General features: G+C 64.9%; 20 protein-coding genes. All 20 read left to right on the plus strand.

Features of this window, described 5'->3' with window-relative positions; all coding sequences use genetic code 11:
• The 20 genes from E0H22_RS10745 to E0H22_RS10840 all read left to right on the plus strand — a co-directional run bounded on the left by E0H22_RS10745 (nucleotide 1) and on the right by E0H22_RS10840 (nucleotide 19,638).
• On the plus strand, nucleotides 1-1,071 hold the full coding sequence (locus tag E0H22_RS10745) for a DUF2793 domain-containing protein (RefSeq protein ID WP_233025632.1): 1,071 nt from the start codon (nucleotides 1-3) through the stop codon (nucleotides 1,069-1,071).
• A gap of 791 nt (nucleotides 1,072-1,862) precedes the next feature.
• Nucleotides 1,863-2,603, plus strand: a complete 741-nt coding sequence (locus tag E0H22_RS10750) for a glycoside hydrolase family 19 protein (protein WP_233025633.1) — start codon at nucleotides 1,863-1,865, stop codon at nucleotides 2,601-2,603.
• A gap of 2 nt (nucleotides 2,604-2,605) precedes the next feature.
• The gene (locus E0H22_RS10755) at nucleotides 2,606-3,193 is read left to right on the plus strand and encodes a 3TM-type holin (protein WP_233025634.1); all 588 of its coding nucleotides are present in this window, start codon (nucleotides 2,606-2,608) and stop codon (nucleotides 3,191-3,193) included.
• A 77-nt stretch (nucleotides 3,194-3,270) separates the two neighbouring features.
• Nucleotides 3,271-3,942 (plus strand): response regulator transcription factor, encoded by a 672-nt coding sequence (locus E0H22_RS10760; RefSeq protein ID WP_233025635.1) that lies wholly within the window; start codon nucleotides 3,271-3,273, stop codon nucleotides 3,940-3,942.
• 207 nt (nucleotides 3,943-4,149) lie between these two features.
• Nucleotides 4,150-5,535: an ATP-binding protein gene (locus tag E0H22_RS10765; RefSeq protein WP_233025636.1), complete on the plus strand. Its 1,386-nt coding sequence runs from the start codon at nucleotides 4,150-4,152 to the stop codon at nucleotides 5,533-5,535.
• Nucleotides 5,536-5,631: 96 nt separating this feature from the next.
• Nucleotides 5,632-6,105 (plus strand): RT0821/Lpp0805 family surface protein, encoded by a 474-nt coding sequence (locus tag E0H22_RS10770; protein ID WP_233025637.1) that lies wholly within the window; start codon nucleotides 5,632-5,634, stop codon nucleotides 6,103-6,105.
• A 98-nt stretch (nucleotides 6,106-6,203) separates the two neighbouring features.
• A complete protein-coding gene (locus E0H22_RS10775) occupies nucleotides 6,204-7,580 on the plus strand; it encodes a hypothetical protein (RefSeq protein ID WP_233025638.1) in 1,377 nt (458 codons plus the stop codon).
• Nucleotides 7,581-7,733: 153 nt separating this feature from the next.
• Complete coding sequence (locus E0H22_RS10780) at nucleotides 7,734-8,672, plus strand: LysR family transcriptional regulator (RefSeq protein ID WP_233025639.1); 939 nt, start codon at nucleotides 7,734-7,736, stop codon at nucleotides 8,670-8,672.
• Nucleotides 8,673-8,873: 201 nt separating this feature from the next.
• Nucleotides 8,874-9,827 (plus strand): ABC transporter substrate-binding protein, encoded by a 954-nt coding sequence (locus tag E0H22_RS10785; protein ID WP_233025640.1) that lies wholly within the window; start codon nucleotides 8,874-8,876, stop codon nucleotides 9,825-9,827.
• Nucleotides 9,828-9,835: 8 nt separating this feature from the next.
• Entirely contained in the window at nucleotides 9,836-10,522 is a 687-nt protein-coding gene (locus E0H22_RS10790; RefSeq protein ID WP_283818812.1) for an isochorismatase family protein, read from the plus strand.
• 29 nt (nucleotides 10,523-10,551) lie between these two features.
• Nucleotides 10,552-10,938, plus strand: a complete 387-nt coding sequence (locus E0H22_RS10795; protein ID WP_233025642.1) for a Rid family hydrolase — start codon at nucleotides 10,552-10,554, stop codon at nucleotides 10,936-10,938.
• Between the two features lies 1 nt (nucleotide 10,939).
• The gene (locus tag E0H22_RS10800) at nucleotides 10,940-11,776 is read left to right on the plus strand and encodes an ABC transporter permease (protein WP_233025643.1); all 837 of its coding nucleotides are present in this window, start codon (nucleotides 10,940-10,942) and stop codon (nucleotides 11,774-11,776) included.
• Between the two features lie 12 nt (nucleotides 11,777-11,788).
• Complete coding sequence (locus tag E0H22_RS10805; RefSeq protein ID WP_233025644.1) at nucleotides 11,789-12,604, plus strand: alpha/beta fold hydrolase; 816 nt, start codon at nucleotides 11,789-11,791, stop codon at nucleotides 12,602-12,604.
• Nucleotides 12,601-13,392 (plus strand): ABC transporter ATP-binding protein, encoded by a 792-nt coding sequence (locus E0H22_RS10810; protein ID WP_233025645.1) that lies wholly within the window; start codon nucleotides 12,601-12,603, stop codon nucleotides 13,390-13,392. The genes E0H22_RS10805 and E0H22_RS10810 overlap by 4 nt, the downstream gene beginning before the upstream one ends.
• 118 nt (nucleotides 13,393-13,510) lie before the next feature.
• Nucleotides 13,511-14,491, plus strand: coding sequence for a quinone oxidoreductase family protein (locus E0H22_RS10815; RefSeq protein WP_233025646.1), 981 nt, complete (start codon nucleotides 13,511-13,513; stop codon nucleotides 14,489-14,491).
• A gap of 84 nt (nucleotides 14,492-14,575) precedes the next feature.
• The gene (gene rutD / locus E0H22_RS10820) at nucleotides 14,576-15,382 is read left to right on the plus strand and encodes a pyrimidine utilization protein D (protein ID WP_233025647.1); all 807 of its coding nucleotides are present in this window, start codon (nucleotides 14,576-14,578) and stop codon (nucleotides 15,380-15,382) included.
• A 191-nt stretch (nucleotides 15,383-15,573) separates the two neighbouring features.
• Nucleotides 15,574-16,680, plus strand: coding sequence for a c-type cytochrome biogenesis protein CcmI (ccmI, locus tag E0H22_RS10825; protein WP_233025648.1), 1,107 nt, complete (start codon nucleotides 15,574-15,576; stop codon nucleotides 16,678-16,680).
• A gap of 6 nt (nucleotides 16,681-16,686) precedes the next feature.
• Entirely contained in the window at nucleotides 16,687-17,181 is a 495-nt protein-coding gene (ccmE, locus tag E0H22_RS10830; protein WP_233025649.1) for a cytochrome c maturation protein CcmE, read from the plus strand.
• Entirely contained in the window at nucleotides 17,178-19,160 is a 1,983-nt protein-coding gene (locus E0H22_RS10835) for a heme lyase CcmF/NrfE family subunit (protein WP_233025650.1), read from the plus strand. The genes ccmE and E0H22_RS10835 overlap by 4 nt, the downstream gene beginning before the upstream one ends.
• A gap of 4 nt (nucleotides 19,161-19,164) precedes the next feature.
• A complete protein-coding gene (locus E0H22_RS10840; RefSeq protein WP_233025651.1) occupies nucleotides 19,165-19,638 on the plus strand; it encodes a cytochrome c-type biogenesis protein in 474 nt (157 codons plus the stop codon).
• The last annotated feature ends 13 nt before the right edge of the window (nucleotides 19,639-19,651 follow it).

Raw genomic sequence — 19,651 nt, forward strand, 5'->3', positions numbered from 1 at the left:
ATGAGCACGACGCCCAATCTCGGACTGCCCTATATCGATGGCGGGCAGGCGCAGAAGCATGTCACGCATAACGAAGCACTGCGCATGCTGGACGCCACGATCCAGATCGCGGTGCTGGACAGGACGCGGACCGTGCCGCCGCCAATGCCGGCGGAAGGCGAACGGCACGTCGTGGCGGCGGGTGCGAGCGGCGCATGGAGCGGCCATGCGCAGGCCATCGCGACATGGCAGGACGGGGCCTGGGCGTTTCTCGCGCCAAGGGCCGGCTGGTGCATATGGTCGATCGCGGATGACATCGTGCTGGTGTTCGACGGCGCCGCGTGGCGCGACCTGCGCAATCTCGCGCTCGACAACGCCGCCCATCTCGGCGTCAACACGGCGGCCGACCTCGTCAACCGGCTCAGCGTCAAGTCCGATTCAGTGCTGCTGTCGCATGACGACGTGACGCCCGGCAGCGGCGATGTGCGGATGACGCTGAACAAGGCGCTGGCGGCAAAGGATGCCGCGCTCATGTTCCAGACCGGCTTTTCGGCGCGTGCTCTGCTCGGCCTGTTCGGCGACGATAATTTCGCCATCAGGGTCTCCGCCGACGGGGCGGCGTTTCATCCCGCGCTGACGGTCGACCGGACCAGCGGGCAGATCGGCCTTCCGCAATCGCCGAAATTTTCGGCCTTCATGAACTTCGACAAATATTGCGCGGCCAACACTTTCACCAAAGTGCAGTTCAACAACGGACGGCACAACGACTTCAACGCGTTCGACACGGCCGACAATCAGTTCGTCGCACCGGCCGCGGGGTACTACGCCCTTGGTTATCGCGTGCTGTTCAAGGCCAATGCGGCGCCGCCGACCTCGATGATCGCGACGCTCTACAAGAACGGCAGCGAGCTGATCGACGACATGCGGATGCAGACCTCATCGCCTCCGGTCAGCAACAGGACCTCGCTGAGCGCCAGCGGCGTGCTCAAGCTGGCGGCCGGCGACACGATTGCCGTCTGGGCCCTCATGGAGACCAATGACGGCTACATCGCCGCCGCGCAGAACAGCTTTTACGGCCATCGCATTCCCTGATCCCGGCGCCGTCCCTCTTGGTGAGGAGCGCGCATCTGCGCGCGTCTCGAACCATGAGCTGGCCTGGCTCCTGAGCCTGCGGCCATCCTTCGAGACGCACGCCTTCGGCGTGCTCCTCAGGATGAGGGAAGAGTATTTGGCCTGGCTCTGAGCCTGCGGTCATCCCTTGCGAATGGCTTTGCCATTCGCAAGGAGAAGCCGCTTCCGCCTTTGCTCTTCGAGCTTCGGCGGGCAAGTCGCGGCTTCTCAGGATGCGGGATGGAACGCGGGAGCGTTTGGTTATTCGAGTTCACCAAAGGACAGCATCTCAATCTCCGTCCCTCATGGTGAGGAGCGCGCATCTGCGCGCGTCTCGAACCATGAGTTGGCCTGGCTCCGGAGTCCGGCAGCCATCCTTCGAGACGCACGCCTTCAGCATGCTCCTCAGGATGAGGGAAGAGTGTTTGGCCTGGCTCTGAGCCTGCGGTCATCCCTTGCGAATGGCTTTGCCATTCGCAGGGAGAAGCCGCTTCCGCCTTTGCTCTTCGAGCTTCGGCGGACAAGTCGCGGCTTCTCAGGATGCGGGATGGAACGCGGGAGCGTTCGGTTATTCGAGTTCACCAAAGGACAACATCTCAATCTCCGCCCCTCATGGTGAGGAGCGCGCATCTGCGCGCGTCTCGAACCATGAGTTGGCCTGGCTCCGGAGTCCGGCAGCCATCCTTCGAGACGCACGCCTTCGGCGTGCTCCTCAGGATGAGGGGGAGTGCTTGGCCGGCGTGTTTATCCATCGTCACCCGGAGGACAACATCATGCAGCTCGATGAAGCCTGCCTGCGGCGGCTGTGGCCGCGGGGCGACAGCCGCGTGCCCGGTCTGATCGCCGGCATCGCGCGGTCGTCTTCGGATGTGTTCGCGCGCTATGGCATCGCAACGGCGGATCTCGCCGCGCATGCGATGGCGCAGATCAGCCACGAATGCGGGGCGGGGCGCGATGTCGTGGAGAACATGAACTATACGGCGGCGCGCATGATGCAGGTGTGGCCGTCGCGCTTTCCGACGCTGGCAAGTGCGCAGCCTTACGCAGGCCATCCGCGGGCGCTCGCCAACAAGGTCTATAACGGCCGCATGGGCAATCGCATCGGCTCCGACGACGGCTGGACCTTTCGCGGTCGCGGTGGCGCGCAGACGACGGGGCGCGAGGGCTATCAGCGCGTGAAGCAGGCCACCGGGCTGGACGTGATTGCGCATCCGGAGCTGCTGATCGATCCCGTGCATTTCCTGAACTGCGCCGTGTCGGATTTCGTCAATTGCGGATGTCTGCCCTATGCGCGGGCCGATGACGTGGTCGGCGTCACGCGGCGTCTGAACGGCGGCACCATCGGCCTCGCAGAGCGCAAGGTCTGGCTCGCGACATGGAAGCGCGAACTGGCGGGCGCGGCGGCAACGCCGGCGATCGCATCGCCGCCGCTCGCGCCGGAGATGCCGGCCGCAAAGCGATCCGCCGTCGCATCGATCATCGCCGCGGTCATCGCGGCATTCCGGAGGGCATGATCATGGAATGGGAGCATCTTGCAAAGCAGGTGATTTCCCTGGGGGCGCCGATGCTGGGCATGGCGCTGGGCGGCCCGCTCGGCGGTGTCGCCGGGGACATTCTCGCCAAGGCCATCGGCGCGGCGACATCGACCCCGGCCGGCGTACAGGCGGCGTTGCCCGCCGCCGACCCGGCCAAGCTTGCCGAGGCGGAGGCGCGCTGGGCGGAAATGATCCGCGCCGAGGCGGAGACGCAGCGGACGGCGATCGCCGAAACGCAGGCGACGATCCGCGCCGAACTTGCCAGCGAGGATGCCCTGCAGCGCTGGTGGCGGCCGGCCTATGCGATGGAGTTGACGGTAGAGTGTGCCGCGCTCTGGGCCGTGTTGATGCACGAATTCTGGACCGGGGATATTCAGACCATCAATACGCTGGTCAACGCGTCCGCGCTGCTGGTGGCCTATTGGGGGTTCCGGTTCGGCGTGCTAGGCGTCTATATCGGCGGCCGCACCCGCGAAAAGGTCAGCGCGGTCACCGGGCAGGATGCGCCCGGGACGATCGAAAGGCTGGTCAAGGCGGTATTGGCCAAAGAGGGCGTGAAGAAAAAGTAATATCGGCCGGCGCCGGTATTCATTTGGCGTTCACCCGCCGGGGGCTCCACTCGGCATGTGAACGTGGAGAACTCAAAGTGCGTCTGCTCGTCGTCGAAGATGATCCCGATCTGAACCGTCAGCTCACCACCGCGCTGACCGATGCCGGCTATGTCGTGGACCGCGCCTTCGATGGCGAGGAGGGGCATTTTCTCGGCGACAGCGAGCCCTATGACGCCGTGGTGCTGGATATCGGCCTGCCGAAGATGGACGGCATCTCGGTGCTGGAAGCCTGGCGGCGCAATCACCGCGTGATGCCGGTGCTGATCCTGACCGCGCGGGACCGCTGGAGCGACAAGGTGCAGGGCTTCGATGCCGGCGCCGACGACTATGTGGCGAAGCCGTTTCATCTGGAGGAAGTGCTGGCCCGCATCCGCGCGCTGCTGCGCCGTTCGACCGGCCATGCGCAGTCGGAGCTGAGCTGCGGTCCGGTGGTGCTGGATACGCGCACCGGCCGTGTCAGCGTGTCCGGCAATCCGATCAAGATGACGTCGCACGAATACCGGCTGCTGTCCTATCTGATGCATCACACCGGCCGCGTGATCTCGCGCACCGAGCTGGTCGAGCATCTCTACGATCAGGACTTCGACCGCGACTCGAACACCATCGAAGTGTTCGTCGGCCGCATCCGCAAGAAGCTCGGCGTCGACATCATCCAGACCGTGCGCGGTCTCGGCTATCTCCTGACGCCGCCCCAGGCGGGGGCGTGATGGCAATGGCCGGACATATGCGCAAGGCTCGGCCCTCATGGTGAGGAGGCCTAGCGGCGCAATTGCGCCGCTGACAGCGCCGTCGCGAACCATGAGCTGGCTTGGCTCCGAGCCTAGCTGCCATCCTTCGAGACGCGCGCAAGAGCGCGCTCCTCAGGATGAGGGGAGAGCTTGGACTGTTTGTGCTCCATGCTGGCGGAGCATCGCATGACTCGCACCAACTCGCTCGCCACCCGCTTGTTTCTCACGGCGACGGCGTGGGTGGTGGTCATCCTTGTCGTCACCGCCTTCATCCTGTCCTCGGTCTATCGCAGCGCGACCGAGCGCGCCTTCGACCGCCGGCTCAATCTGTATCTGCGTACGCTGGTCGCCGAGGTCGCATCGCCGCCCGAATCCGGGGAGCAATCGCCCTCGCTCGGCGAGCCATTGTTCGAGCTGCCGCTGTCCGGCTGGTATTGGGAAATCGCGCCGACCGACGGCGCGAAGACCGAGATCCGCGCCTCACGCTCGCTGTGGGACAAGAAGCTGCCCAAGCTCGAGGACCAGGGGGCCGAGCTCACATCCTCCGGCGTCCGGCTCGGTTATGTGGACGGGCCCGAGGGGCAGCACCTGCGCATGGTGGAGCGGCCGGTCGATCTCGGCGCCGACGGCAAATTCCGCGTCAGCGTCGCCGGCGACGCGACGGAGATCTTCGAGGAGACGCGCACGTTCGATTACTATCTCGGCAGCACCTTTGCGGCGCTGTCCATCGTGCTGGCGCTGACCACGCTGTTTCAGGTCCGCTTCGGCCTCGCGCCGCTGAAGCGCCTGTCCGAAGCCATCGCGGATATCCGCTCCGGCCGCGCCGAGCGGCTCGAGGATCGCTATCCCGTCGAGCTCGTGCCGCTGGCGCGCGAGATGAACGCGCTGCTCGATGCCAACCGCGCCATCGTCGAGCGCGCGCGCACCCATGTCGGCAATCTCGCCCATGCCATCAAGACGCCGCTCTCGGTGATCGTCAACGAAGCCGGCGCCGTGCGCGCCAACGGCAATGCCGCCGATCCGCTCGCGGCGAAGGTGCTGGAACAGGCGGATGTGATGCGCGACCAGCTTGCCCATCATCTCGAACGCGCGCGCATTGCGGCGCGCGTCACCGTCATCGGCACCGTCACCGAGGTGGCACCGGCGCTGGAGGCGCTGTGCCGGACCATGGAAAAGATCCATCGCGGCTGTGACATCGATCTGACCGCGGACGGCGCCGCGAAATTCCGCGGCGAGAAACAGGATCTGGAAGAAATGGTCGGCAATCTCGTCGACAACGCCTGCAAATGGGCCGACCATCACGTCGGCATTGCCGTCGAGGTGGAGCGGGCAGGCGCCGGGGATCCGTCGCCGAAGCTGCGCATCACCGTCGATGACGACGGTCACGGATTGTCCGATGACGAACGGGCCCAGGTCGCCCGTCGCGGCCGGCGGCTCGACGAGACCAAGCCGGGTTCCGGTCTCGGCCTGTCCATCGTGGTCGATCTCGCCGCGCTCTATGGCGGCAGCCTGACCCTGGGCAAGGCGCCTATCGGAGGCCTGCGGGCGGTGCTGGTGTTGCCGGCGATCTAGGTTTCCTTGACGGCGCCCCGATCTCGCCCGAATTATCCCGTTCGTAACCACTTTGGCGTTTGTTACTTCCCTGTTTTGCGTCCGAGGTTCCCGTCCATGCTCAGGTTCGACATGCTCTGTGTTGCCGCTGTTGCGCTGGCGCTGGGTGGTTGCGACATGACGACGTCGGACGGCAGCCTCGGCCTTGGCACCGATACGATCGCGCGGGCCTATAGCAGCACCAAGTCGGCCGTCGGCCTGTCGGAAGAGAACGCGGCGACCGCCGTGACCAACGCCGCCTTCGGCGGATTGATCGGCGCCAAACTCGGCGCCCAGCTCAATGACGAGGACCGCCGGCTGGCCTATGAGGCCCAGCTCGCCGCACTCGACCGCGGTGCGCCCGGCGCACCCGTGCCCTGGCGCAACGACCAGAGCGGGCGTTACGGCAATATCGTCGCCGGCCCCGTCTATAGCCAGAAGGGCCTGCAATGCCGCGGCTTCTCCCACACCATTACGGTGAACGGCGACATCAAGTCGGCCCGCGGCACGGCCTGCAAGAGCCCGGAAGGCGCGTGGGCGGCGGCTGCCTGAGCCCTATCCTCAACCGGTTCTTAACGACGCGACTGCTACAAGACCCGGTGGCCGCTTTCGGTCTTGAACCTGCCGGCGAGTGCTGATTTCTGGGCCTTATGAACAAGACCTCCATCGATCGTCTCCGGGACTATCTGGCGCAACTGCCCCAGCAGTCGCAGATGCTCCTGCTGCGCGAATATGAGCGCGCGATCGAACGCGGCGAGGACGTCAAGGTCGCTCATTTCGTGCTCGATCAGCTGCGCGGCGTGATGCGCGGACACGAAGACGCCGTCAGACCCCGCGTCGAGGATCCCACCCGTCTGGTGTTCAGGTCGCTGGAACCGTTCCTGGTCGATGGCGTGCAGGCGGTACGGCCGGGGCAGATCCGGCGGCCGTCGCTGCTGCCGGTCTGGCAGTGGCTGGAGCGCGACGCGGCGGACGCGGTGCGCGATTTCGACGCCGCCGTCGCGGAAGCGTCCGACAACGCCGCCGCCATCGAGCGCGCGGTGAAGAAATTCCAGCAGGCGGCGGCCGGCACCATCGCCAACGCGCTGTCGGGCGGCGGTGGCCGCGCGGCGCGCATCGGACCGACCCATGCGGTGGAGGACCTTCCGGCCATCGGCGCGGCGCTGAAGGCGCGCGAACAGCTCGACGCTTTCGCCGGCAAGCTGCCGGGGGTCCTGCGCAGCTTCGGCGAGGCCCAGGTCGCCTCCATCAACAGCGCGCTCAACGTCCCGACGCTGACCACACCGCAGGTGCTGCCTTTCGCGCTGTCGCTGGTGATGCAGCGGCTCGCCGCGCCATGGCAGATCATCCGGCTCGCCGTGAAGATCGCGGCCTCCGACGACGAAATCCGCGTCGCCGCGACGCCCTATGGCGTGGCCGTGACCATGGCGCTCGCCGATCTGCACAATGTCGCCGCCAATCTGCGCGTCGACATCCGGCGCGGCCGGCTCGACAGCGCACCCGAACTGCTGAAGATCGCCCATGACGGCGTGCGCGGTCTGCGCACCGAACTCGACATGCGCAACGACAGCACGTGGGGCCGCCAGATGGCGGCGATCCGGGTCGAGATTTCCGCGACGCTGCAATCGGAAATCGAGAGCGTGCCCGGCCGCGTGCGCCGCCTGCTGCGGCAGCGCCCCGACAAGGAGATCGCGCCGACCGCGGCCATCGATCCCTCCGAGGTCGAGGAGGTCGTCGCGCTGATCAATTTCGTCGCGGTGTGCCGCACCTATGCGAGCGAGCTGGCGATCAACGAAGTCACGCTGCGGACCTATTCGGACCTGCAGCAATATGTCGAGAAATCCACCGAGGCGCTGGTGCAGTCGCTCCGCGCCGGCGATGCGCGGGTGCGCAACTATCGGCAGATGCAGGCCAGAACGGCGATCCGCTTCTGCCACGTCCTGTTCGGCCAGGAATACGCCGCGCTGATGACCCGCGCCGCCGAGCAGGCGATGGTGGTGGTCGAGAAGCCGAAGAAGGCAGGCTGAGGCACGAACGCCCGCTGCGCCGACGCCCCGCCACAGAGCCGCGTCCCGATGGGAGCCTCGATGCGAGTCTTGGCGCCGGCATCACTCGACGAGAAGCGGTGACGATGGCAGACTAGCGCATCCATCGTGTTTCTTCCCGCGTTGCGAGTGGTCGTGCGTTTTCTCACGCTGCGTTACTTCAATGAAGTGGCCCGACTGGGCTCGATCCGCAAGGCCGCGGATCGCCTGCATGTGGCGCCATCGGCGGTCAGCCGACAGATTGCGCAGCTCGAGCATGAGGTCGACGCGATCCTGTTCGAGCGATCGAAGGGGGGCGTGCAGCTCACCGTCGCAGGCGAGGTGCTGGCGCGGCATAGTCACGGCATTTTCCGCGATCTTGACCGGGCCCGGACAGGGATTGACGAGTTGCGCGGCTTGCGGCGCGGCGAGGTCAATCTCTGGGTCATCGAAGGGATCGTATCGGATCTGCTTCCTGGCGTTCTCGCGCGGTTTCACGACAAGTATCCGGGCATTTCCTTCAAGGTGCTCACCGCGTCCAGCGATCGCATCATCGAAGCGCTGTTGGCGGACGAGGCCGATATCGGCATCACATTCAACGCACCGCGTCGCATCGAGATCGAGATCGTCGGTGAATTCGTCGAGCCGATTTACTGCCTCGTCTCGGCGTCGCATGCATTCGCGTCCCGTGCGTCGTTGACGCTCGCCGATATCTGCAGCACGCCGCTCGCCTTGTCGGAGCACAGTTTCGGTCTTCGCCAGATCTTCGAGCGGGCCGTCATCGAACGTCGGCTCAAGCCGAAGATCGTGGTGACCACCAACTCCCTCGAATTGACCAAGACGATGGCCGCCACGGGGAAGGCGGTGACCTTCATGCCGGCGCTTACGGTCATCAAGGAACTGGCCACGGGGAGTCTTCGCGCGATCCCGGTCAGCGAGCCTGAATTCGTGTCCGGCCGCTCCAGCATCAGCGTCCACCGCGACCGGCCGCTGCCCCATGCGGCGCAGGAGTTCCTGAAAGTGCTGACTGCCGAGCTGAAAGGCCTCTCCGCGGCGCCGCGCGCCAATCCGGCCGGAGCGGCCGCCGTCGGCTGACGTGTTGCCTTTTCGGTACGTTCACATGACAGCTTCTCGTCTTTGCACGATTGAAGGCACTGGCTAGGCTTTGGGCATCGACCTCTATGGAGCTGGTCTATGCCCTCAAACGTGAAATTTCCTTCTCCTTCGCTCGCGATGTCGAGAAGAACTGTTCTCATTGGTGCCAGCAGCGCCGGTGCGGCCCTTGTCCTGGGCCGGATGGGATCACCGGCTCTCGCGCAGGGCCTGACCTCGGTCAAAGTCTCCGAGGCCATCCATCTCGGCATCTATGTCTCGGTCTACGCAGCCAAATTCGGAGGCTTCTTCAAGAAGCACGGTCTGGATGTCGCGGTCAGCTCCGCCGGCGGCATCGCTGCGGCGCTGCCGGTGGTGTTGTCGGGCAACGCCACGTTCGCCGTGACGGGCACGGGCATGTCGGTCAACGCCGCCGTGGAAGGCGCGAAGATTTCCAACATCGCCAAGATCGTCGGCGGCATGGCCATGTGGGCGGTGGCCAAGCCGGGCGCGAATTTCAAGACTGTCGACGACTTCAAGGGCAAGACGCTGGCTACCTTGCGCTTCCCGTCATCGACGATCCAGGTGCCGACCTATGTCATGAAGGAGAAGGGCGGCTTCGAGGCCGAGAAGGCCGGCGTCAAATTCCTGCAGTTGCCACCCGGTGCCCAGGCGCAGGCCGTGCTCGATGGCCGCGCCGATGTCGCGGTCATGTTCGAGTGGGATGCGAGCATCGCCAAACAGCAGTTCGGTCTCGAGCCCGTGATGGCGCTCGGTGATTTCATCCCGCCAGCGGCTTTCACGACGGCGATGTTGCCGACTGCCGAGGTCACGAAGAACCCCGCAATGGTTCAGGCCTTCTGCGACGCGCTGGCAGAAACACAAGTGGCGCTGCATGCGGACCGCGAATTGTTCGTGAAGACATCGCAGGCCGAATTCCCGCAGTTGTCGGAGGCAGTGATCCGTTCGGCGGCTGAAAACATCCTGGTCAAATCGCAGGCCATTCCGAAAGCTCCGACCATCTCCAAGGCCGAGTGGGACGCGGATATCGCCTTCGAGATCGCTGGCGGTTCGCTCAAGGTCGGCCGTCCCTATGAGGAGATGGTCAACAACACATTCGCCGAAAAGGTCGCAGCCAAGTTCAGCAAGGCCGGCTGAGGGAGACGATGATGCGAAGTCTGATTGCCAAGCCGGAGCCGATCGCTTTCGACGCATCGCGCACCGCGTTGATCGTCGTCGACATGCAGAACGGCTATTGCTCGCCGGGTGGTTATTTCAGCCATCTCGGCGTCGATCTGGCACCGACCCAGCAGGTCATTCCCGCAATTTCCGAACTCGTGCGAATTTCACGCGCGGGCGGCATGCAGGTGATCTGGCTGCAGAATGGTTGGGACACCGAGCTGAAGGAAGCCGGGGGCGAAGGCTCCGTCAATCAGCTCAAGGGCAATTCCCTGAAACTGATGCGCAGCCGTCCGGAGCTGAAGGGCAAGCTGCTCACCAAGGGCGGGTGGGATTACGAGCTCGTCAAGGAGCTGAAGCCTGACGGCAGCGACATCGTGATCCCGAAGCCGCGCTATAGCGGTTTCACCGGCACCCAGCTCGACAGCATTCTGCGCAGCCGCCGCATCGACACCGTACTGGTCTGCGGCGTCGCTACCAATGTGTGCGTCGAGTCCACCATCCGCGACGCCTATTTCAAGGAGTACTTCCCGGTGCTGGTTCGCGATGCCTGCTATCAGGCCGGGCCGGACTTCATCCAGGACGCCACGATCTACAATGTCGAGCACTTCTTCGGCTGGACATCGTCCATCAACGACATCGCCGCCGCCTGCGCCGTCGAACGCGCCGCCTGATCAACCACGCACATCGCAAAGGGACCGTCATGCCCATCGAAATCCTGACCCCGCCGAATCCGCCGCCGCCGCTTGCACCCTATAGCGCCGGCACCAAGGCCGGTGGCTTCATCTACGTGTCCGGCACGCTGGCAATCGGGCCGAATGGTGAGACCATGCATGTGGGCGATGCCGCCGCACAGACACGCTATGTCATCGAGGCGATCAAGGCGGTGATCGAGGCGGGCGGTGGCACGCTGAAGCATGTCGTCATGAACCAGATCTTCCTGAAGGACCTTGCCGATTACGCCGCCATGAACGCGGTCTACAAGGAGTACTTCCCGGAAAATCCGCCGGCGCGTTACTGCATCCAAACGCCGCTGGTGCGCCCGGACTTTCTGGTCGAACTCGCCACCACCGCCTATGTCGGGCCCTGACATGGCGAACACCGAAACCGCGGGCGTGCTGGCCGAGCGGGCGATGGTCAGCAAATTGGCGGCGCGGCGACGATGGTCGCCGTTCGCGCTGATCGGCAAGGGCCGCATCCTGTTCTATCAGCTGCTGGTGATCGGCGCCTTCCTGCTGCTGTGGGAAGTCGCGATCCGCAATGAATGGATCAAGGTCTATCTCTACGGCCAGCCGACCGGCATCTGGCGCGAATTCGTCAAGGCGCTGACGTCTGGCACGCTGCTGCGCGACACCTGGGTCACCACTCAGGAGACCGTGGTCGGTTTTCTGATCGGCGGCATTCTCGGCTCGCTGGCGGGTCTGTCGCTGTGGCTATCGCCGACGGTGGCCGCGGTGCTGCGGCCGATCATGGTGGCCATGAACGGGTTGCCGAAGATCGCGCTGGCTCCGCTCATCATCGTCTGGTTCGGCATCGGCATCGAATCGAAGATTGCCGTGGCAGCCATCATCACCTTCATCGTGGCGATGATCACCTCCTTCGACGGCGCCAAGGAGATCGACCACGACTATGTGCGGATGCTGAAAGCGATCGGCGCCAGCCGCTGGCAGATTTTTCGGATGGTGATCCTGCCGGGCTCGCTGCCGTGGATCGCCTCGGGCTTCCGCCTCAATGTCGGCTTTGCCATGATCGGTGCGGTGGTCGGTGAATACATCTCCGCGGAGCAGGGGCTCGGATACTACGTCTACTATTCCGGAACGCTCTACAACCTGAATGCCGTCTGGGCCGGGATCCTCGCCTTGATGATCCTTGCGCTGGTGCTCGACGCCATCGTCGGCAGGATCGAACGCAGCATGATGTGGCGTTGAGAAGGAACTGTCATGCCTCTCGCGAAAATTCACGACGCCGACATTCACTACGACATCAAGGGCGAGGGCGAGCCGGTCTTGCTCGTTGCCGGCCTCGGCGGCGTCGCGTCCTACTGGAATCCGAATCTCACAGCTTTCACCGAGCGCTATCAGGTCATCCTGCATGATCATCGCGGCACCGGCGGCAGCACGCGTTCGGAGATGCGCTACAGCGTCGAACTGATGGCGGACGACCTGCTGCGCCTGATGGATGTGCTGAAGATCGAGAAGGCGCATCTGGTCGGACATTCGACCGGTGGCGCCATCGGCCAGGTGATCGCCGCCATTGCGCCGGAGCGGATTGCGAGCCTCGTTCTTTATGCCAGCTGGGCGGTGCATGACAATCTGATGGAAGTGAACATGCAGCTGCGCCGCCGCATCGCCATGGCGATGGGGGAGGCGGAATATCACCGCACCACGCCGGTGTTTCTCTATCCGCCCACTTATATCCGCGACAACAAGGAGCAGCTGGAGCGCGATATCGCCGCTTCCATCGCCGGCACGTCGAGCAAGACCATTCTCGACGCCCGCGCTGCCGGCATCCTCGCTTTCGACGGGTTGCAATATCACGACCGCATCACATGTCCGACCATGGCCATCGTCGCCGAGGACGACATCCTGACGCCGCCTTATGCGTCGGACATCATGGTGGAGCGCATCAGGGGCGCGAGCCTGATCAAGGTGCCGAAAGGCGGCCATGCGCTGTCGCGCTCGGAGCCAAAAATCTTCAACGATGCCGTGCTCGGCTTCCTCGCCAAACACCCGATCGCCCAGGAGGCCGCAGCATGAGTTCGATCGAGAGAGACGTCGTCCTTCGCGCCGATTCCATCGGGATGATTTTCAATCCCGACAGTGCCAAGCCGGTGACGGCCATCGCCGATATCGGCTTCGACCTGCATCGCGGCGAAGTGGTTGCCATTGTCGGCCCGTCCGGCTGTGGCAAGACCACACTGTTCAATATCATCGCCGGCTTGCAGATTCCGTCCCAGGGCAAGGTGCATGTCAATGGCAAGCAGGTCGATCAGGCGACCGGTCACGTCGGCTACATGCTGCAGAAGGACCTGCTGCTGCCGTGGCGGACCGTGCTGGACAATGTGATCATCGGCCTGCAGGTACGGAACACGCCGCGCAAGGAGGCTGAGACGATCGCACGCGGCCTGATCGAGGCTTACGGTCTCAGGGATTTCGAAAAGAGCTATCCGTCGGAATTGTCTGGCGGCATGCGCCAGCGCGTTGCCTTCATGCGCACTCTGGCCTTCAGCCCCGACGTCATCCTGCTCGACGAGCCGTTTTCGGCGCTCGACAGCCAGACTCGCCTGGTGCTGCAGGCCGACATGGCGCGCATCATCCGCGAGCGCAACTGCAGCGTCGTGCTCGTCACCCACGATGTCGGCGAGGCCATCACCATGGCGGACCGCATTGTCGTGATCACCAGTCGCCCCGGCCGCGTCAAGGCCATCCATGACGTCGATATCGCACCGGAGTCGCGCCATCCCATGAAGGTGCGCAAGCAGCCGCGCTTCACCCAGCTGTACGAGCAGATCTGGGCGGAGCTCGGCGTCAATATCGCCGCCTGATCACCGAGACTTGTGAATGGCGCCATCGGCGGCCCTTGCATTGCCGATACATGCAGTTGCATGGTTCTGGCGATGGCAACGGCGATTGCCGGATCATGGGACATCAAGAGGATTGAGTATGACGCAAGCGCGCGTGGTCGAGGTTACTGAGTTCGGCGCTCCCGAGGTGATGAAGGTCGTGACCAAGGATCTGCCGCCGCCCGCTGCGGGCGAGGCGCAGATCCGGCAGACGGCGATCGGATTCAACTATCTCGACATTTCCCAGCGCGGCGGTGCCATGCCGTTGCCATTGCCGACCGGGATCGGACACGAAGCTGCCGGCGTGGTCGAGGCGGTGGGCGAGGGCGTTACCGATGTGAGGGTCGGAGATCGCGTGGCCTATATGAATGCAGGTATCGGCGCCTATGCCGATGTCCGCAATGTCGCGGCGGGCAAGCTCGTGGTGTTGCCGGCGAGCGTCAGCGACGAGGCCGCGGCGACGCTGATCTTCAAGGGTATGACGGCGCAGTATCTCGTCAAGAAAACGCATCCGGTCCAGCCGGGCGATATCGTGCTGGTGCATTCTGCCGCCGGCGGCGTGGGCCAGATTCTCTCGAGCTGGGCCAAGGCGCTCGGTGCCACGGTTGTCGGTACGGCGTCCACGCCGGAGAAATGCGCTATTGCCAGGAAGGCTGGCTGTGATTTCGCGATCGATTATTCGAAGCCAGGCTGGGTTGAGGAATTCCTGCAGGTGACCGGCGGCCGCAAGGCGCGCGTCGTCTACGATGCCGTCGGCAAGGATACGTTCTATCAATCGCTGGATTGCACGGCGCCGTTCGGCCTTGTCGTGCTGTACGGGGCGGCCTCGGGGCCGGTGAAGGATTTTGAGCCGGAACTGCTCAACAAGAAGGGCTGCCTGTTCCTGACGCGGCCGTCGGTGTTTCCGCACAATGCCGATCCGGCCACCTTCCGCGCCAATGCAGCCGACCTGTTTGATGCAATCGCCACCGGCAAGGTCAAGGTGGATATCGGCCAGCGCTTCAAGCTCGAGGACATCGTCAAGGTGCATCAGCAGGTCAAGGGCCGCGCGACCACGGGCGCAGTCCTGATCACGCCGTAACTGCACCCCGTCATGTCCGCTTTGCGCCAAGGCGGACATTCTCCACACATGATTTTCGATCAGACCCAAAGGTGAGTTCTAACGATGACTTTTGCCAAGAGCTTTGATGGCGCACCCATCTATTTCGAAACTCATGGCAGAGGTGTGCCACTCATCTTCTCGGCAGGTATGGGAGGCGGCGGCGGCTTCTGGACGCCGCAGATTGCCGAGCTCGCGAAACAATACCAGGTCATCGTCTACGATCATGTCGGGACGGCGCGGAGCCGGGGCGACGCGCCGGTCGGGCGCAGCATCGCTGGCATGGCTGGCGATATCGCCAGTGTGCTCGATCATCTCGGCCACGACAAGGCGCATGTGGTCGGCCATGCGATCGGCGGCATTGTCGGGCTCGAACTCGCGATGACGCAGCCCGAGCGCTTGCGCAGCGTCACCGTGGTCAACGGTTGGGGCCGCGCCGATGCATTTTTGCGGCGCTGCTTCGAGGTGCGCAAGGAAATCCTGCGGGTCTCCGGACCGAAGGCCTATGTCCGTGCACAACCGCTGTTTCTGTTTCCGCCGCAATGGATCGCCGAGAACGAAGCGAAGCTCGACGCGGACGAGGCACATATCGTCTCGCATTTCCCGCCAGCGGAGACGATGAATGCGCGTATCGAGATGTTTCTCGCCTTCAATCCCGGCGCGCGGTTGCAAGCGATCAAGGCGCCGGTACTGGTAACGACCGCTGCCGACGATGCACTGGTGCCTGCGTATCTGACGCGCGAACTCGCCGCGGCGATTCCTGGCGCGACATTGCGCGAAGTCAGCTACGGCGCGCATGCCTTCACGGCGGTGACGCCTGACGTGTTCAATACGATGTTGCTGGCGTTTCTGGCGGGCGTCGATCGCTCGTGACCTTTGCGCCGTCTATCAACGAAGCTTGTGACAAGGCGCGGTTTGCGGCCGTGGACCGCGCCATTCCCGATCCATAGCGATATCCCGCCCGGCACGATGGCGTAAAAGTCAATTGCGCGGGGGGAAAGGCCATGATGTAACCGGCCCCGGACGTCGATTAGATCGACTCGAAGGTACGTCGGAACCCATTGATGACCTTATGGTTTGTGTTCGCCTTGATGACCGCCGCGGCAGCTTTCGCCGTGCTGTGGCCGCTCGGCCGGACGAGCGCCGCGACGGGGGGCACCGAAGTCGCCGTCTATAAGGACCAGCTTGCCGAGGTCGGGCGGGATGTCGCGGCCGGGCTGATCGGACCTGCCGAGGCGGAAGCGGCGCGGGTCGAGATCGGCCGCAGGTTGCTGGCGGCCGTGGATGCCGACGGCAAGAGCGCGGCGGGGAGCGCGCCGCGCCTGCGCAAGGCGGTGTCGCTGGTGGCGCTGATCGGGCTGCCGCTGATTGCCGTCGGCGTCTACCTGCCGCTCGGCTCACCGCAGCTTCCGGATATGCCGCTGGCCTCGCGCCAGCAGACGCCGAGCCCCAATCAATCGGTTGTCAGCCTGATCGCGCAGGTCGAGGCGCATCTCGAAAAGAACCCCACCGATGCGCGCGGCTGGACGGTGCTGGCGCCGGTGCTGGCGCGGATCGGCCGCCATGACGACGCGGTGCGCGCCTATCGCAACATCATCACCTTTGGCGGCGACAGCGCGGCGCATCGCGCCGATCTCGGCGAGGCGATGACCATGGCCGCCAATGGCGTGATCACGGCAGACGCCAAGGCGGAATTCGATCGCGCCGTCGCGCAGGACGCCAATGAGGTGAAGGCGCGTTTCTTCCTCGGCCTTGCCGCCGAGCAGGATGGTCGCGGCGCCGACGCCGCGACGATCTGGCGCGGGATGCTCGACCAGGCTCCGGCCGATGCGCCGTGGCGCCCGGCGGTGAGCGCGGCTCTGGCGCGTGTCGGCGGCAAGGGACCGGAGCTCCCTGCGCTGCCCCGGGAGACTGTTGCTGCCGCGCAGGACATGAATGCCGATGATCGCAGCGCGATGATCCAGGGCATGGTCGATCGTCTGGCAACGCGCCTGAAGCAGGACGGCAGCGATGTGGATGGATGGCTGCGCCTCGTGCGCGCTTATCTCGTGCTCGGCGAGCACGCCAAGGCAAAGAGCGCGCTGGCCGATGCGCGGCAGGCCGTCGGCAGCGACGCCGAGCGGCTGCGCAAGCTGAATGACGGCGTCAAGGACGCCGGTCTCGATGGATAATTCGCGATGACACGCAAGCAGCGACGACTGACGATGATAGGCGGTGCGCTCGCGATCCTGGCGATCGCGGCGGGCCTCGTGCTCAATGCGTTGCGCGACAGCATCGTGTTCTTCTCGACGCCGACCATGGCGGCAGAGAAGCAAATCCCGGCAGGCAAGCGGTTTCGCCTCGGCGGCATGGTGGAGCAGGGCTCGCTGCAGCGTGGCGACAATCTCGCCGTGAGCTTCAAGGTCTCCGACGGCGGCGCGACGCTGCCGGTGAACTACAAGGGCATTCTCCCGGACCTGTTCCGCGAAGGACAGGGCGTGGTCGCCGAAGGCGCGCTCGACGCGCATGGCGTGTTCAAGGCGGACACCGTGCTCGCCAAGCATGACGAGACCTATATGCCGAAGGAAGTGGCCGATGCGCTGAAGAAGCAGGGCCGCTGGAAGGAAGGCGAGGGCGGCAAGCCGGTGGTTTCGCAGGACACCACCAGCGCCAATCCGAGCATCACACGATGATCGCCGAAGCCGGACATTACGCACTGATCCTCGCGCTCGCGCTGGCGCTGATCCAGTCGACCGTGCCGGTGGCCGGCGCGCAGCTGCGGGACACCGCGCTGATGAACGTGGCGCGCTCGACGGCGCTGGCGCAGTTTCTGTTCTGCGGATTGTCGTTCCTGGCGCTGACCACGCTCTATGTCGCGTCGGACTTCTCCGTCGCCAACGTGTTCGAGAATTCGCATTCGGCCAAGCCGTTGCTCTACAAGATCACCGGCGTATGGGGAAACCACGAAGGCTCGATGCTGCTCTGGGTGTCGATCCTCGCTTTCTTCGGCGCGCTGGTGGCGACTTTCGGCAACAATCTGCCGCTGTCGCTGCGCGCCCATGTGCTGGCGGTGCAGGGCTGGATCGCCGCGGCGTTCTATCTGTTCATCCTCGCAACCTCGAACCCGTTCCTGCGCATGGCGCAGGCGCCGCTGGAAGGTCGCGACCTCAATCCGGTGCTGCAGGATATCGGGCTCGCGGTGCATCCGCCGATGCTCTATCTCGGCTATGTCGGCTTCTCCATCTCGTTCTCCTTCGCCGTCGCCGCGTTGATCGAAGGCCGCATCGACGCCGCCTGGGCGCGCTGGGTGCGGCCATGGACCCTGGTGGCGTGGATTTTTCTCACCCTCGGCATCGCCATGGGCTCGTACTGGGCCTATTACGAACTCGGCTGGGGCGGCTGGTGGTTCTGGGACCCCGTCGAGAACGCCTCGCTGATGCCGTGGCTGTCCGGCACCGCGCTGCTGCATTCCGCCATCGTGATGGAGAAGCGCAACGCGCTGAAGGTCTGGACCGTGCTGCTCGCGATCCTCACATTCTCGCTGTCGCTGCTCGGCACCTTCCTGGTGCGCTCCGGTGTGCTCACCTCGGTGCATGCCTTCGCGACCGATCCGTCCCGCGGCGTGTTCATTCTGGTTATTCTCTGCCTGTTCATCGGCGGCAGCCTGACGCTTTATCTCTGGCGCGCGCCCTCGCTGAAGCAGGGCGGGCTGTTCGCGCCGATCTCGCGCGAAGGCGCGCTGGTGCTGAACAACCTGTTCCTCACCACGGCCTGCGCCACCGTCTTTGTCGGCACGCTGTATCCGCTGGCGCTGGAAATGCTGACCGGCGACAAGATCTCGGTGGGGGCGCCGTTCTTCAACCTCACATTCGGACCGCTTTTCGTGCCGCTGCTGCTGGCCGTGCCGTTCGGCCCGCTGCTGGCCTGGAAGCGCGGCGATGTCCGCGGCGTCGCGCAGCGGCTGCTCGCCGCCGGCATCGCAGCGCTGCTCGCCATCGCGCTCGTCTGGGCCTGGACATCGGGCGGCGCGGCGCTGGCGCCGCTGGCGATCGGGCTCGCCGTGTTCGTCATTGGCGGCGCCATCGTCGATATCGCCGAACGCATCATGCTGTTCCGATTGCCGCCGGCGGTCTCGTTGCGACGCGCGGCCGGTCTGCCGCGCGCAGCCTGGGGCACGGCTTTCGCGCATGCCGGCCTTGGTGTCGCGCTGATCGGCATCGTGTGCGAGAGCACATGGAATACCGAATTCATCGGCACGCTGAAGCCGAACGATGTGGCGAAACTCGCCGGTTACGAGCTGACGCTGAAGGAGATCACCCAGCGCCAGGGGCCGAACTATCGCGAGAGCATCGCGCGCTTCCGCATCACCCGGGACGGTGACGAGATCGGCGAGATGGTGCCCTCGAAACGCAATTTCCCGGCACGGCAGACGTCGACCACCGAGGCGGCGCTGCTGTCGCGCGGCGCCAGCCAGCTCTATATCTCGCTCGGCGACGACACCACGACCGGCGCCGTCGCGGTGCGCATGTATCACAAGCCGCTGGTGCTGATGATCTGGTGGGGACCGGTGCTGATGGCGCTGGGCGGCGTGCTGTCGCTGTCCGACCGGCGCCTGCGCGTCGGAGCGCCGAAGCCGGCGAAGTCCGCGCCGACGCTGCAGGCGGCGGAGTAGGGCGATGCGGCGGATGATGGCCGGGCTTCTTGCTTTCGCGCTGCTGGCGGGCTCGCCGGTGCATGCGGTGCAGCCCGACGAGATCATGCAGGACCCGGCCAAGGAAGCGCGGGCGCGCAACCTGTCGAAAGAGCTGCGCTGCATGGTCTGCCAGAACCAGTCCATCGACGATTCCGACGCGCCGCTGGCGCGCGACCTGCGCCTGTTGGTGCGCGAGCGCATCGCGGGCGGCGAAAGCGACAGGCAGGTGCTGGATTTCCTGGTCGCGCGCTACGGCGAATTCGTCCTGCTGAAGCCGCGCCTGGAACTGCACACGCTGTTGCTGTGGCTGCTGACGCCGCTGGTGCTGATCGGCGGGGCCGGCGCGCTGTGGTGGCAGACCCGGCGACGCAAGAGCCACGACACCATCGCCGCTCTGACGGTGGAAGAAGAGGCCCGGATCGAACGGCTGCTGCAGGCGCAGGACAAGTCGAAGTAAACGGGCCCGCGGT

The organism is Rhodopseudomonas boonkerdii, assembly GCF_021184025.1.
Lineage (GTDB): Bacteria > Pseudomonadota > Alphaproteobacteria > Rhizobiales > Xanthobacteraceae > Tardiphaga > Tardiphaga boonkerdii.

Bases quoted from the DNA above. Each gene is read 5' to 3' on its own strand.
- E0H22_RS10770 (WP_233025637.1), top strand. From the start codon at position 5,632: ATGCTCAGGTTCGACATGCTCTGTGTTGCCGCTGTTGCGCTGGCGCTG.
- E0H22_RS10800 (WP_233025643.1), top strand. From the start codon at position 10,940: ATGGCGAACACCGAAACCGCGGGCGTGCTGGCCGAGCGGGCGATGGTC.
- E0H22_RS10750 (WP_233025633.1), top strand. From the start codon at position 1,863: ATGCAGCTCGATGAAGCCTGCCTGCGGCGGCTGTGGCCGCGGGGCGAC.
- E0H22_RS10795 (WP_233025642.1), top strand. From the start codon at position 10,552: ATGCCCATCGAAATCCTGACCCCGCCGAATCCGCCGCCGCCGCTTGCA.
- E0H22_RS10805 (WP_233025644.1), top strand. From the start codon at position 11,789: ATGCCTCTCGCGAAAATTCACGACGCCGACATTCACTACGACATCAAG.
- ccmE (WP_233025649.1), top strand. From the start codon at position 16,687: ATGACACGCAAGCAGCGACGACTGACGATGATAGGCGGTGCGCTCGCG.
- E0H22_RS10765 (WP_233025636.1), top strand. From the start codon at position 4,150: ATGACTCGCACCAACTCGCTCGCCACCCGCTTGTTTCTCACGGCGACG.
- E0H22_RS10790 (WP_283818812.1), top strand. From the start codon at position 9,836: ATGATGCGAAGTCTGATTGCCAAGCCGGAGCCGATCGCTTTCGACGCA.
- E0H22_RS10835 (WP_233025650.1), top strand. From the start codon at position 17,178: ATGATCGCCGAAGCCGGACATTACGCACTGATCCTCGCGCTCGCGCTG.
- E0H22_RS10840 (WP_233025651.1), top strand. From the start codon at position 19,165: ATGCGGCGGATGATGGCCGGGCTTCTTGCTTTCGCGCTGCTGGCGGGC.
- E0H22_RS10785 (WP_233025640.1), top strand. From the start codon at position 8,874: ATGGGATCACCGGCTCTCGCGCAGGGCCTGACCTCGGTCAAAGTCTCC.
- ccmI (WP_233025648.1), top strand. From the start codon at position 15,574: ATGACCTTATGGTTTGTGTTCGCCTTGATGACCGCCGCGGCAGCTTTC.
- rutD (WP_233025647.1), top strand. From the start codon at position 14,576: ATGACTTTTGCCAAGAGCTTTGATGGCGCACCCATCTATTTCGAAACT.
- E0H22_RS10775 (WP_233025638.1), top strand. From the start codon at position 6,204: ATGAACAAGACCTCCATCGATCGTCTCCGGGACTATCTGGCGCAACTG.
- E0H22_RS10815 (WP_233025646.1), top strand. From the start codon at position 13,511: ATGACGCAAGCGCGCGTGGTCGAGGTTACTGAGTTCGGCGCTCCCGAG.
- E0H22_RS10810 (WP_233025645.1), top strand. From the start codon at position 12,601: ATGAGTTCGATCGAGAGAGACGTCGTCCTTCGCGCCGATTCCATCGGG.
- E0H22_RS10745 (WP_233025632.1), top strand. From the start codon at position 1: ATGAGCACGACGCCCAATCTCGGACTGCCCTATATCGATGGCGGGCAG.
- E0H22_RS10755 (WP_233025634.1), top strand. From the start codon at position 2,606: ATGGAATGGGAGCATCTTGCAAAGCAGGTGATTTCCCTGGGGGCGCCG.